The organism is Pseudofrankia coriaricola, assembly GCF_032027725.1.
Lineage (GTDB): Bacteria > Actinomycetota > Actinomycetes > Frankiales > Frankiaceae > Pseudofrankia.
On record NZ_JASNFO010000018.1, the window covers coordinates 36,030 to 50,350 of the forward strand.

Here is a 14,321-nt window from a genome sequence, read left to right on the forward strand (position 1 = left end):
ACCGAGCCGAGTGAGGGTCAGCCTAGCTCGGTCCCGTCCTCGGACCAGCGCTTCCTGAGGACGACTTTGGCATGGTCGTACTGTGTCTCGGATTCCAGCTGGCCGTTCGGATACCAGGTCCGACCGATGCCGTCCCGGGCACCGTCGACGTTCCAGTACTCGGATTTGATCGATCCGTCGGGGTGGAACGTACGCTCCGGCCCTCTGAGGCGCCCGTTTCCATAAGTTTCAATCTTACGGAGCTGACCGTTTGCGTGGTAACCGACCGCCTCGCCAGTGAAAAGCTCCCCTTCATAGACGACAAAAAGATCGTCCGTGTAGTCGATGTCGTCGATATCTACCGAACGAACTGGATCTGCTTCGATCACTGTCTTCTCCATTCGTCAATCGGAAGCTTCCCGGGGATGGACTCCACGCCCCCGCCCTCGCCTCCGAGGATAGCTGTACAGTTCGGGCAACAAGGAGCGGCCGTCTTGTCGTCCGGCCGGTAGGGAAAACGATTGTCCACGAGCATTTCACCAAGCGATTCGGGGGTCACTTGATATCCCATCGCCTCCCGGTCGTACAGTGCGCGACTGGCATTGAGTACCTCGGCGTGAGTGCCCGGGACGGAGAAGTGAGGGAATCCGCCCTGCGCGCCATCGCCATACTGATAGGCATCAGGTTTCTCTGCCGCCGCGGCTGTCAGTCCATCGACACGCTCCTGAAGGATCGGGTGAAGATCTGCCGGACCTACCTCCCCCTGGTTGATGGCTTCATATGCGCGACCGGTACGGGTGTCCAAAAGGACGGACGTAACAGGAGCCACCTCATCCTTCCTTATACTTCCGTCCCGACGCGCGTCCCGATATCCATCCGTCCGTTCATCGGCGAGTCCGTGAAGGTAGTCGCGGACGGGCCTCCCATCGACCGATTCGACAAGGCCATTCTCGCCCCGCTGGACGTCCGCCTCGTCCAGTTTCGGAAGTGGGTCTGTCTTACTGAGCGGCGACTCGGGCCACGGTGAACCGTCCGGCTTGGTCGAAACTGCGTCAGGGTCGATGGGTGTGTCGTTCGCATCCTGCCGGTCGCCGGGTGTCTGGACATCACCGGTCTCGTCCCCGTCGATGCCGGTGGCGGGTTTGCCGGGGCTTGCGGGTCCGTCACCGATGGAGCCTCCATCGCCACCGCCTCGGCCAAAATCGCCGTCCCCCGGGCCGCCGCTCTGGGCGCCGTCGTCGGCGCTGCCTATAGACACGCTGTCGTCGGACGCGGTGACGCCAGGGTCTTCGCCCATGTCAGGGGGCGGGTTCTCGGCGGGGGCGACGTCGACCACCTCGGCCTGGTCTATGTCGTCGGCGGACTCGTCGATCTCGTTCGCGGTCTGGGCCTGAGCTTCTGGGGTGATGCCTTCGTGCTCAGGATGCACGGTGGGATCGGCGTCGGCCGGGTCGGCAATTTCTATCGTCTGTGTGAGGCCGTCGGAACTGGTCGCCGTTGCGCTGTCGGCGGCGGCGTTCGGGGTCTCGGCCTGGCTGGTAGGTGGGGTTTCTTCCGTACGGTCCGGTGTATTTTTGCTCTGATCGACAGAGCTGTTCTCGCCGTCGGCTTCGGTCTCGGTCCGGTTATCCGAGTTGGCAGAGTGATCGCCGTTATGGTCGTTTTCGATGGTGGCGGCGTCGGCTGTGTCGTCGGTGGAGCTGTTCCAGTTCGTGGTGTCGGTCGGGCTGTCGCCGTCGAGATTGTCGGTGTTCTGGATTTTCGCGGGGCCCTCGGAGGCGGTGTCGTTCTGGGTGTTCTTATCGTGGTCGACGGTGTTGGTCGGGCTGTCGCCGTCGAAGGCCGTTTCTGGTTGCGGAGTGTGCGGATTTTTGTTCGTGGGGTCCTGTGTATTTGTGGTGTCTTCGACCGAGTTATTATCCCTGTCGATGTCTGTCCTGGATTGGTCGTTTTCGACGGTGGGGGCGTCGGCTGTGTCGCCGGTGGAGCCGTTCCGGTTCGTGGTGTCGTTCTGGCCGTCGCCGTCGAAGGCCGTTTCTGGCTGCGGGGTGTGTGGAGTTTCTTTTGTGCTGTCTTGTGTGTTCGCGTGTTCGGCGGTGCTGTTGTGGCCGTCTGTATTGCCTTGGTCGTTCTCATTGGTGGCGGCGTCGGCTGTATCGTCGGTGGAGCTGTTCTGATCCGTGGTGTCGGTCGGGCTGTCGCCATCGAAGGCTGCTTCTGGGCGTTCACTGGATGTGTCCGGGGGCGGTGGTGGCGGGGGAGGGGGCGGGGCGTCGGTCGTCGTCGACGAGTCGGTTGCCATTCGCGGTCAGCTCCCGCCGCCGGCCACGTGCTTCTCCATCAGGTGGGCGATCTGGAGGTGCAGCTTCTCCAAGTCGTCCGCCGCGCAGGCGAGCCGCAGCGCGGTGCCTAGGTGCTCGGCGGACGTCCCGCCGGCGAGCACCCGCACGGCGGTGGCGAAGCCGCTGGTCGTGAGGTCGCCGAGGGCGACGGCGTTCGTACCGGGGGCGTAGTGCACGCTGCCGCGGAGCTCGTCGAACTGCGCGGGAACGGTCGCCGCGAGCAGCGACAGACCACGGCGACGCCAGCTGGGCGTGTCTGGGTGTGGGCGGTCCGCGCCGGGCTGATGGCGTGCCGCGGCCAGCGTCTGGCGGACGTCCATCCAGCGGTACTGGCCGGCGGTCCAGCGGCGGGTGTCGGCGTCGTCCATCGGGGCGCCGACGAGGAGCCGCCGGAGGGTGTCCGCGAGTCGGGTGGCGAAGTCGTCCGGGTCGACGTAGCCGCGTAGCAGCCTCGCCCGGGCCGCGACCGCCCGGTCGACGGCGTGCGCGAGCAGGCAGTCCCGGGTGCGTTCCGGCAGGGCCAGCAGCTCGTCGCGCAGCGCGGTCACGGGCGCGGGTGGCTGCTGGCCGATCAGGTGCGCGAGGCCGATGACCTGGTGGGCGGCGACCGCCTCGACCCAGACGACGAGGCGCGGATCCTCGGCCACGTGGGACGCGTCGTTGATCTGCCAGAGCGTGCAGGCAGTGCTCTGGCAGTCCTGGCCGCAGAGCTCGCTGCGTCGTCCTCCGAGCGGGGCGTCGTCGTAGCGGGCGCCGGCCGGCGTCTCCCGGCGGGCGCCCGGCGTCATCCGGGTGAGCACCGGGCGGTCCATCCCGTCGACCGCGACCGCGGCCACACCCGGCGGGAGCGACACCACCAGTTCGGACTGCTCCTCGCGCAGGTTCATGGTCGCGCCGACGGCCAGCCGGTCCTCGGCCGACGGCAGCCGGTGCATGACCTTCAACGCGGTGTTCTTCAGGACGTCGGGGAGGATCTTCGACGGGATCTGCTCGACGACGAGCACGCCCTCGCCGTAGGCGCGGATCTCGGCGAGCAGCGATGCGAACAGCTCGACGGCGGCGGCCGCCGGGCCGTCCTCGACGTTCTTGAGCAGCCGGTGCGCCTCCTCGACGACGAGCACGTGACGCAGCTCGTCGGTCCCGGTGTTGCCCCACCTGACCCGCAGGTGCTCGACGATCCGGATCAGGACCGCGCCGATGAGGAACGCCTTGTCCTGGTCGTTGGTGATGTCCTCGAGCTCGAACACGACGTTGCGGGTCAGCAGCTCGGCGATGTCGAGCGGATGGCCGCCCTCGAAGAACCGGCCCGGCCGGCCCTCGCGCAGCGAGCCGATCCGGATGTCGACGAAGCCGCGGACGTTGTCGGTGATCTCCTTGCCGTAGCCGATGTTCTCGACCACGACCGTGGCGGTGCGTTGCAGGTCGCCGAGTGTCGGGTAGCGCCGGCGCGCTGGTTCCAGTGGCTCGTCGTCGCGGAAACGCGGCCGGTGCTGCGGGCGCATCCGGTCGGCGATCAGGTCCCAGCCTGCCTCGGTGTAGCAGACGGTCAGCGCTTTGGAGAGCACCTGCGGGAACGGTTCCTGCGCCTCGAACGCGGCCAGGAACAGCGCGCGGACCAGGTCGATATGGCTCTGCACCGGGAACCCGGGCTCGGGTTCCAGCGGGTTGAGCCCGGCCGGCGGGGCGTCGTACTGGCCCGGCTTGATCACGAGCACCTCGCTGTGGCCGGCCAGCCGGCCGGCCATCCGGGCATACTCGGCCTTCGCCGGCTCCAGCACCAGCCACGGCACCGGGTTCGTCGCCCGGGTGAGGGACTCGAGCAGGGAACGGACGGTCTGCGACTTTCCGGAGCCAGTCGCGCCACACACGAAGGCGTGCCGGTTGAGCGTCGAGCGCGGCACCGGCAGCACCCCGGCAGGCGACCATCCGGCGTCGAGCACCTGGCCGAGCACGAACCCGTCGCCGAGGAAGCCCTTCGCGAAAGGAGAACCGTTCAGGCTCGGCGCCGGCGCCATCGGCGCGGCGGCCGCGAGCGCCCCCTCGGGGGTGACATCGAAAGTATGTGGGGTGACCAGCATGATCCCCGGCAGCTCGCGGCGCGGCGGCCGGGCGAGCGCGGCGACCAGCTCGCCGCCGGCGCGGAACGGGAACGTCGGCGCGACCCCGGCGGTCGCCGGCCCGCCGACGACCGCCGGCCCGCCGGCGGGCGTGCCGGGAGCCCGAGCCGGGCCCGGCTGGCCGGCGCCCATGCCCGGGCCCGTCCGGGCGGCCCCGCCTGAGCCGTCCGGCACGACGGTGACCGGCCTGACCGGGCCGGGATGGCCGGGTGCGCGGGGGAATCCGGCCTGGCCCGTAGGCCCGCTGGCGAAGGGGGGACGCCCGGTGGTACTCGCGGGTGCCCCCGCCCAGGCACCTCCCGGACCGGCACCGCCCGGACCTGCGTCGACGGCCCGCGGCGCGGTGGCCGGTCGCGGCGGCTCGGGCGTGCCGAGCGCCTCGGCCAGCGACGTCGGTCGGCCACCCGCCGGGGTGAGCAGGTAGGGGAGGTCGTCGAGGTCACCGGCGCCGCACAGGAGCGCGCCGGTCAGCCGCGCCTCGGTCCCCGACGGGGCGCCGACGAGCACCCGCACATCCCACATCCCGGTCGCCAGCGAGCGGGTGAGCTCGCGGTAGCGGGCCTCGGCACGTTCCAACTCGAGGCGGGCGTGCTCGTCACGGTCCCGCTGGCGCAGGAACGGGATCATACGCAGCAGGTCACGGCGGTCGGTGTCGACGACACCCGTCGGCACCGGCTGCGCGATCACTAGCCAGGCATAGGCACCGGGCAGGTGAGCAGCGTAGTCGTCGAACGAGCCGTGGCGCGCCGGGCCGTGGTCGTCCCGACCGCTACCGCCCGCGCCGCCCGCCGCCCACAGCGCGTCGGCAGTCCCCTCGCAGCGCAACCAGCTCGGAAAGACCGTCAGCGCCGTAATGACGTCGCCGGTGTCGACCGGTACGCCGGTGCTGCCCGGTGGGTACAGCACCGGCGGCGCCGGACCGTCCGCGGCCGGACCCGCGGTGGACCGCGCCGGCGGGAAGTAGGGGCTGCCGCCGACAAGGACCCGCAGGTGTGGATCGCCCGGGACCCGTACCCAGGCGACCGCGATTGCGGGCGTGCCCGCGCCGCCCGCGTCGGCATGGTCCCCGCCGCCGTCGGCGTCGCCGGTCAGGTCGGCGTGCGCCGCGATGAGCGCGGCGAACAGCTGGGCCGGCGCCGGGTCAGGCCGGGCCGCCGGTTCCGGCGGGCGAGGAGCGGAGAGCAGCCGGTGGAAACGGAACCCTTCCAACATCATTGTCCCCCCGGACTACTGCTGTCCCGGCCAGTTGTAGGGCTGCTGCGGCTGCTGGTAGGGGTAGCCGCTGGTCCCGCCCGCGGGCGGATAGGCCTGCTGGTAGGGGTTGGGGTAGGTCGGGTGCTGCTGCGGGTACCCGGGCGGCTGCTGCTGCTGCTGATAGCCCGACTGCGGCGCCGGGATCTGCTGGGTGGGGGTGGTGCCGCCGACGCTCGAGTTCGGGTCCGCCGGGTTCGGCCCCGCGGCGATCTCCCTGGGCAGCGGCGCGACCTTGGGCAGCAGGACCAGGCCCGGATTGCAGTCACCGGGGCGGACGCGGCCGGGGCCGCTGCCCGTGCCGACCAGGATGAACGCCGTCGCCGCCAGGCTCTGCAGCACGGTCGGCTCGACCGTGTAGTCCTTCTCTCGCTGCACCGTGGCGCCCACGCTCTCGTTCACCGCGTTGGAGACGTTGACGGTGTTCGTCCAGGTCGACGAGTGCGACGTCGTGGTCGAGCTGTTCCAGCTGTCGCCGCTGGACCGCCCGCCAGGCCCCCAGCCGCGGTTACCACCTTTCCCGAAGCTCTGCGAGGTGCCGTCCTGCTCCCCGTAGCTGTTCGCGAAGCCCTCGGTGAAGCCGGTGCCGACCTGGTTGGTCAGCTGGGAGAGCACGAACCGGAAGCCCTTGCCGATGTGCTCGGCCGCGGTCGCCGCCTCCCGCGAGTTGCCCAGCCGCATGAAGATCGCCGCACTGTGGCCGGTGCCGATCAGCTTCTCGGCGTCGTCGCTGAGGTTCTTGAACAGCAGGACAAGCCGGACCCTGGAGACCTCCGCCTGGCGGGTCAGCGCGGTCAGGGTGTCACGGCCGAGATGATCAGTGCCCGCGATCATCACGACGGTGCCGGAGCCAGCCTGGCCGTTGTTGCGCAGCTGGTGCAGCAGCATCTGGACGAGCACCCGGTCGGTCAGCAGCTTGCGCCGCCCCGAGCCGCCCCGTCCCGCGCTCGTCGTCGCCAGCACCCGCAGCGTGCCGGCGTCTGGCCACCATTGTGCCGGTGTGCCCACAGGGGCGCCGGGCTGGGCCGCCGGGTCGTGACCGGCGAGCGTCTCCAGCTCGGTGCGCAGGAAGCTGATCTGATCCGCGGTCCGCTCGCGCCCGCCGAGGTCGTGCATCCGCTGCTGAAGGGCCGAGACCTCGTACTCGCTGAACACACCCTCATAGATCGCCGAACTCTGGTTGTCCAGGATGCGCAGTGCGGCGGCGAACCGCGCGAAGGTCAACGGCGCGCTGATCGACGATGCCACCGCCCGCAGGATGTTGAAGTCGATGGCACGAAGGCTGGCGTCGCCACCGCCGCGGCGGTCCGCGTCGAAGGCGTCGGCGAGCAGCTCGGCCGCCTCCCGCGGGTCCAGCCCTTCGAGTAGGCCGATCCGCTCCAGCGAACCGGGCAGCTCCCGGACCCCGACAGGCAGGGACGGTGTGGCATTGTTGGCGAACATGACCAGGCCGGCACCGACGCTGAGCTCGCTGAGGTCGAGCAGCAAGACGCCAGAGCCGCCCGCGAGCAGTGACGCCCCGCCGGTGGCCAGGATGCTGGTCCAGCCGGCGCCGGTGCCCCCGAAGATGTCGACGCGGGGCGGGGCCTCGGGGTCCAGAGGATAGAACTCCATCGTGGAACTGACCCGGTACTGCTCGGACTGGTCGTGGCTATACAGGCGCCGCTGCCATTCGGCGTATACGGCCTGGAACTCCTGCTCGCGGCGGGCGACCTCGCCCTGGTAACGCTCGGTGAGACTCTTCACCTGATTATTGATCATCTGGATCGGCGCAAAATACCAGCCGAGCAGTCCAGCGCCAATGAGGACCGGGAACAGGCCGGCGGCCGACCCGGCCAGCGTCCCCAGGCCGCCCAACAGGATGAGCCCGCCCACGATCAGCTTCCAGATTTTCTGCTTCAGGAGCATCTTTCGGTACTTCAGCCCGCGCAGGTCGGGCGGTGGCACTGGGATGCGGGCCGGCGGCCGGTTCGCCTCGGGGTGTGGGGTGACCGGGTGCGGCGGGGCGAACTCCCAGCCCCAGCGCTCATCTTGGCTGAAAATCCTGGTAACGAGCTCCTTGCCGAGTGCCTCTGCTTGTGGCATGGTCACGCGGTCACCTGCCAGTCCCCCGAATGGGCAGTAGGTATATCCCCAGGCATTCCTTTGCCTCTGCCCAGGGTTGTTGTAGATGGAACGTTACATCGACTGCCTTTGGGTGTGTAAGGGGCCAGTGCGGTCGCGCATGGAGCCAGTCGGCAAGGACGTGGGCAGGAAGACGCGGGCAGGCTGTTCGGCGTGCTCCCGTTAGGCGCGACCGTTGTCGAAGAACACCGACCCGAATGCCGTGGCCGCGGCCGAGTGCGAGACAGCTGCTCGCAGGAGTGCTGGCAGCTTGGCATCGGGTCCGAATACCCGCCGAACCTGCCGCAGTAGTCCCGGTGTGCTGTCTCCGACCCGTAGGCACGTGGCTGGGGCAAGTCGTGCATCCGCACTGTCGTGTGACGGCCCTGAGGATGCTGAGGTCGATCGCGCTCTGGGTGGGTCGCACCCCGCGACGTCCGCGTCGAAGGCGTCGGCGATCAACTCGGCGGCGTCGATCAACTCGGCGGCGTCGATCGGGTCCAGTCCGGCCAGCGGGCCGAGCGTCTCCAGCGATCGGGTAGCTCCCGGACCTCGGCCTTGGCCTACCGCTGCCGGCCGGGCCAGCCGTACGGCGGCTGCTGCTGGTGGGGGCCCGTCGGGTAGGCCTGCTGCGGGTAGCCGGGCTGGCCCGGGTAGGCCTGCTGCCCGTAGGGGTTCTGGTAGCCCTGCTGCGGCGCCGGGATCTGCTGTGCCCCGGCGTTGACGTAGCTCGGCCCGGGGGCGGTCCGGCCGGCGGTGATCTCCCGAGCCTGCCCGGAGACCCGGGGGAGCAGCACCACACCGGGGTTGCAGTCGCCGGGGCGGACGCGGGCTTCACCTTCGCCGGTGCCGACCAGGATGAACGCGGTCGGCGCGAGGCTCTGCAGCACGGTTGGCTCGACGGTGTAGTCCTTCTCGCGCTGCAGGGCCGAGCCGGCGGTGTGCGACATCCCCGCGCTGACGTTCACCGTGTTCGACCACGTCGACGAGTGCGACGTCGTGGTCGAGTCGCTCCAGCCGCTGTTTGTGCCGCTCCCGCCCGGGCCGGAGTGCTTCCCGCCGCTCTTGCCCAGGGTGTGCGACGTGCCATCCTGTTCGCCGTAGGTGTTGCTGAGGCCCTCGTTGAAGTTCCTGCCGATCTGCTCGGTCAGCTGGGAGAGCACGAAGCGGTGGCCCTTGCCGATGTGGTCGGCCGCGAGCGCAGCCTCCCGGGAGTTGCCCAGGCGCATGAAGATCGTCGCGCTGCCGCCGGTGCCGATCAGCTTCTCCGCGTCGTCGCTGAGGTGCTCGAACAGCAGAACGAGGCGGATCCGGGCGAGCTCGGCCTGCTTGATCAGTGCCTTCAGGGACTCCCGGCCCACGTGGTCCGCGCCGGCGATGACCAGGGCGTCCTGCGCGCCGTCCCGGCCGCGGTCCCGCAGCCGGTGCAGCAGTACCTGGATGAGGACGCGGTCGGTGAGGTTCTTGCGCCGGGCGCCGCCGGGGCCCTGGCTTGTCGTCGCGAGGACCCGCAGGCCCGGCGTCCCCCACCAGGAGGTCTGGGCGCCCGCCAGCTCGGCCAACTCCGCCGGCTCCGCGGGCCGTGCCGCGTCCCGCCCGGCGAGCGTTTCCAGCTCCGTGCCCAGGAAGCTGGCCTGGTCGGCGATGCGGTCACGCTGGCCGAGGTCGAACATCGCCTGCTGCAGCGCCTGGACCTCGTAGGCGGCGAACGTGCCTTCGTCGACGGCCGCGCTCTGGTTGTTGATGATGCGCAGCGCCGCGGCGAGCCGGGGAAAGGTCAGCGGCATGCTGATCGACCGGGTGACGGCCCTGAGGATGCTGAGGTCGATCGCGCGCAGGGTGGGGTCGCTACCACCGCGACGGTCCGCGTCGAAGGCGTCGGCGAGCAGCTCGGCGGCGTCGATCGGGTCCAGTCCGGCCAGCGGGCCGAGCGTCTCCAGCGATCGGGGCAGCTCCCGGACCTCGGCGGGCACGCCGGCTCCGTTCGCGACCATCACGAGACCGGCGCCCACGGCCAGCTCGCTGAGGTCGACCAGCAGGACGCCGGCCCCGGTGGCGAGCAGGGAGGCGCCACCGGTGGCGAGCAGGCTCGTCCAGCCGGCGGCGGTGCCGCCGAACACGTCCACCCGCGGCGCCGTCGACGCGTCGAGAGGGTAGAAGTCCAGTCCCGAGGCGATCCGGTCCTGCTCGGCCTCGTCATGGTGGGCGACCCGCCGCTGCCAGTCGCCGTACACGCGTCGGTAGTCGTCGCGCTGCTGGGCGACCTCGGCGGCGTAGGCGTCCATGATGTTCTTGAGCTTGGTGTCCGCCGACCGGTAGGGCAGGTACCACCAGGCGAAGAACGCGGCGCCGACGAGCAGGCTGAACAGCCCGGCGCCGACGGAGATCCCCAGCATGGCGAGCCCACCGAGGACGAAGAGACCGCCGGTGATCGGCTTCCAGATCTTGCTGAGGGAGTCCGTCCTCAGGTGCTCCAGGCCGGCGACATACGGCCCCGGTGGGTCCACGTAGACCGGCGGCTGGCCGGCCTCCGGGGACGGGGCCGCGTCGTGCGGCGGGGCGAACTCCCAGCCCCAGCGCTCGGCCGGCTCGAAGAGCCTGGCGAGGAGATCCTCCCTGAGCGCCTCGGCCCGCGGAGTGGTCACCCGGTCACCTGCCTGTTCCCCGGTGGCAGTCGTTCGCCTTTGCCCATGGCGCTTATTTTGCCCGCACGTGGGGTCTTGTTGACCTTACCGGACCGTAGATCGGCCGATGTTGCGGGTGTAGGGGATGCCGGCCGTCGCCGCTTGCCCGGGCGTGGCCGACGGGTTGAGAAAGGGATCATGGTGACCTGGTGAAACGAGGGTGCTCGAGTGGCGCTGGCGCTGTTTGTCGCGATATGCGAAGCCGCCGCGGCTGTTGGTGCGCATGCTCGTCGACTGATCATCTTCCCGGTGTGTTTCGTCGCGCGGAGCGCCATGGCTGCCGGTCCGTCCGCTGTGATCCCCGTGTGTCATCTTCGGCTTGGTGACGTAGGCGCGGGCGAGTCGGTGCTGTCTCAGCGTGTCTGGTTGCGTATCTTCGGTGACAGATTTTCGTCGAGTTAACGTCGACCGTGTAGGTTTCCGCAGGCAGCGTCGCTGATGCCGTTCGTGTCGATAGCGCCGCCGGTGCCGTGATACATGGCGCGTGACACATGGGCCGGCGCGTTCGTCCGGTATCCGGAGCCGTGCCTGGCCGAAGTCGGGCACCTCAGCGAGCGAATTGCCGAGGTGGGAGGCTGGCGGGGAGGACGAGGCCCCGTCCGGGGCGGAAGGAACGCCGGAAGCGGGACCGGGTGGCTTGCCGGGCCGCCCGTGACTGACGTGAGGGAGTCGCTGGAATGGCCTCGCACCGGAGTGATCGCCAGATCAACCGGCGCTGGCCGCGTTCCCGCCGCGGAATGGTGGTCAGCGTGGCGGCCGTCGGTGCCGCCCTCGTCGTGGGCACCGCGGGCGCGTTCCAACTTGTCGGGCCGGACCACGAGCCGGCCGCCCAGCAGTCCACGGAGCAGCGTTCGCCCGCCGCGGCCGGTTTCGCGCTCGCCGCACCGGGCGGGGGCGCCTTCGCCAGCGCGGCTTCGGGAGCCGGCACCTCCGGGGGTCTCGACAACGGCGGCGCGGGCGGCACCATGGTGTCTGGTGGGCCGGACGGCTCCGGAGAGGGGGGCGCGGCCACGGGCATCGTCAGCGCCGCCCTCCCAGGTGTCGGCGAATGGGCCGCCTCGCGGCTGCCCGCCGAGACCCGGCAGGTCATCCTCGTCAGCGCCCCTGACCGGGTGTCGACCACCAACACGGTGACGCTGTGGGAGCGGGCCGACGAGACGTCGCCCTGGACGCGCCGGGGGCTCCCGCTCGCTGGCCGCAACGGCGCGAACGGCTGGACCACCAGCCATCACGAGGGCGACCGCCGCTCGCCGATCGGTGTGTTCAGCCTGACGGCGGCCGGCGGCAAGCTGCCCGACCCGGGGACCGCGCTGCCCTACGAGTACCAGCCGAGCTTCTTCGCCGCCGGCAGCGGCGACCTCGACGACCCGCTGACCGCGGCGTTCAACTATGTCGTCGCGATCGACTACAACCGGATCCCCGGCCGGCCTCCGTCCGACCCGGCCCGCCCGCTCGGCGAGCGGGCGGGGGGCGACATCTGGCTGCACGTCGACCACGAGGCCCCGACCAAGGGCTGCGTCAGCCTTCCGCAGGACGGACTGGAGTCGGTCCTTCGCTGGCTCCAGCCCGCCAGCCACCCCATGATCATCATGGGTGACGCCCCTTCCCTGGCCTCGCGGAACCTCACCTAGGGCGTCGCTGGCTCGAAGGTCGCTTGCGCGACCTCTCGCGGCGGCGCCCGGGGTTCCTGCCGGATCGGCGGAGCTTGCGGAGCCGATCTGGGAGGTCCGCGGGCGCCTAGGGCGCCCTCCCGGCCTGGTTTCGGGGCTGAGGTGTATGGCCGGGGCTGGTGTGGGGCGGGGTCGGGATGTGGCTGCGGTGGCGGTGCGCCAATGCGCTGTCGCCTGCGGTGGCTGGGTTTTGTTGAGGCCGCGCGAGGACGAGGCGGGACCGACCTGCTCGCTTGGCAGCTACGTCCGGGAACGGGTCACTAGTTGGCGGAGAGCTTCACATGTGCGCTGTCGCCTGCGGTGGCTGGGTTGTGTTGACGCCTCATAGGGACGAGGCGCGCTCGACCGCCTCGCTTGACAGCTACCTCCGGGGACGGGATCACCAGTTCGCGGAGATCTTCACGCCGCAAGGCGGTTCGGCCAGGTAGACCATGCCTGGCTGGCCGGGGTCGAGCTGGACCGGGCCCGCGCCCTGGTGCGCCGTGACGAAGTCCAGCGTCCGGCCGTCGACCGCGCGCATCGTCAGCTCGCACTCCCCGCCCTCCTCCAGGTCGACGGGGTCGACCAGGATCGGTCCCTCGGCCTGGAAAGCGTCCGTGTCGCCGGAATATCCCTGCTGGGCGAACGGCAGCGCGACGCTGCCGGAACCCGCGGTGGCGGTCACGACGCACGAGTCGTTGCTGACGGTCCAGCGGAACTCGCCGGTGGCGGCGATCTGCATGGTCTTGCGTCCGTAGAGATCGGTGAAACGCCCCGTCTGGCCACTGACGGTGTCGACCAGGTCGATGGTGCAGCCAGGGTCATCCCCTTCGACCTGGTCGTCGACAGTGAGCCGCCAGGGCGCGGTCGCGCTGAACTGGACGCCGTTGTCGGTGCCGCTACTCCCGCCGTCGTCGTCGCCATCCCCGCCGCCACTGGTCAGCAGGAGGCCGATGACGGTTCCCGCCGCCGCGAGCAGGACCACGGCCGTGGTCCCGAGAACGACGGCGAGCCGGCGGCGGCGCCGGGTCGCCGGCGCCGCCGGCGGCAGTCCGTCCGCTCCGCCGACGACGGTCGCGGACCACGGCCGCGTGGGCGGGACCGCGGCCGAGATGGGCACGGGAGTCGACGGTGGGGTGTCGCCGGGACCGCCCGCGAGGACCCTCGTCGCCGGGACGCTCGCGTCCCCGGGTGCCGAGCCGACGAGGGCCGTGTACAGGTCCGCCGCCGTCGGCCGGTCCGACGCCTCGCGGGCCATCGCGTTCACCACGAGCCCGCGCAGCGCCGGCGCGATCAGCTCACGGTCGACGTTGGGCTCGCCCGACGAGACCCGATGCAGGATTACCTCGACCGGGCCGGTGCCGAACGGTGCCCTGCCGCTCGCGGCATAGCAGATCAGCGAGCCCCAGGCGAAGACGTCCGCGGCGCCCGTCGCCTCCTGGCCGGACACCTGCTCCGGCGAGTGCCAACCGGGAGTGCCTACGAAGTGCCCGTTCGTCGTCAGCGCGGCCGCGTCGGCCGCGGCCGCGATCCCGAAGTCGATGACCTTGGGCCCATGCGGCGTCCACAGCACGTTCGACGGCTTGAGGTCGCGGTGGACCATGCCGGTGGAGTGGATCGAGACCAGCGCCTCGGCCAGTCCGGATGCCAACAGGAGCTGGTCATCCGTGCTGAGCCGCCCGTCGGCGCGCACCTGGTCGGCGAGGCTCGGCGCGTCCACGAACTCCGTCGCGAGCCACGGGCGAACGGCGGCGAGATCGAAGTCGACGAGACGCGCCGTGCGCGCGCCGCTGACCCGGAAACAGGCCTGGACCTCACGCTGGAACCGGCGGCGGAACTCCGGGTCGTCGGCCAGGTCCTCACGGACCAGCTTGACCGCGACGCGCCCGAAAGGACCCTCGGCGAGAAAGACGACGCCCATGCCGCCGGCGCCGAGCCGGCCCACCACACGATGACGGCCGAGTTCCTCCGGATCGCCCGGCCGTAGCTCCTGAACCCGAACACCGGTTTCGCTCATCGTCGACGGTGCCCCCACCTGTCCGTTCCGCGAGGTAGCGCGCGGAATGACACCGCGCACGGCTGAATATGCCACTCGCCGGACATACGCGTGCTTCCGGTCGGGCATCTGACCAGAAGGACGCCTGCGGAATCCCATCATCCGATGGGGCCGAGCTGAAGCGCCCTCGGACTTCCATC

General features: G+C 70.4%; 7 protein-coding genes. 1 reads left to right on the forward strand and 6 read right to left on the reverse strand.

Annotated features, from left to right (window positions below; translation table 11 throughout):
• Positions 1-17: 17 nt before the first annotated feature.
• From QOZ89_RS10510 to QOZ89_RS10530, 5 genes are all read right to left on the reverse strand, one after another.
• Positions 18-380, reverse strand: coding sequence for a toxin-antitoxin system YwqK family antitoxin (locus QOZ89_RS10510; protein ID WP_083419777.1), 363 nt, complete (start codon positions 378-380; stop codon positions 18-20).
• Positions 365-2,281 carry a YwqJ-related putative deaminase gene (locus QOZ89_RS10515; protein WP_071053080.1) on the reverse strand — a complete coding sequence of 639 codons (1,917 nt, stop codon included), beginning with the start codon at positions 2,279-2,281 and terminating at the stop codon, positions 365-367. Before QOZ89_RS10515 ends, QOZ89_RS10510 begins: the two co-directional genes overlap by 16 nt.
• A 6-nt stretch (positions 2,282-2,287) precedes the next feature.
• Entirely contained in the window at positions 2,288-5,650 is a 3,363-nt protein-coding gene (locus tag QOZ89_RS10520) for an ATP-binding protein (protein ID WP_071053081.1), read from the reverse strand.
• A 15-nt stretch (positions 5,651-5,665) separates the two neighbouring features.
• Complete coding sequence (locus tag QOZ89_RS10525) at positions 5,666-7,774, reverse strand: hypothetical protein (protein WP_397428719.1); 2,109 nt, start codon at positions 7,772-7,774, stop codon at positions 5,666-5,668.
• Positions 7,775-8,355: 581 nt separating this feature from the next.
• Positions 8,356-10,437 (reverse strand): hypothetical protein, encoded by a 2,082-nt coding sequence (locus QOZ89_RS10530; protein WP_312623642.1) that lies wholly within the window; start codon positions 10,435-10,437, stop codon positions 8,356-8,358.
• A 788-nt stretch (positions 10,438-11,225) separates the two neighbouring features.
• Between QOZ89_RS10530 and QOZ89_RS10535 the strand changes: the two genes are divergently transcribed.
• Entirely contained in the window at positions 11,226-12,107 is an 882-nt protein-coding gene (locus tag QOZ89_RS10535; protein WP_241842295.1) for a hypothetical protein, read from the forward strand.
• 418 nt (positions 12,108-12,525) lie between these two features.
• Here the strand turns inward: QOZ89_RS10535 and QOZ89_RS10540 are convergent, their stop codons facing one another.
• On the reverse strand, positions 12,526-14,142 hold the full coding sequence (locus QOZ89_RS10540; protein ID WP_312623644.1) for a protein kinase domain-containing protein: 1,617 nt from the start codon (positions 14,140-14,142) through the stop codon (positions 12,526-12,528).
• Between the last annotated feature and the right edge of the window lie 179 nt (positions 14,143-14,321).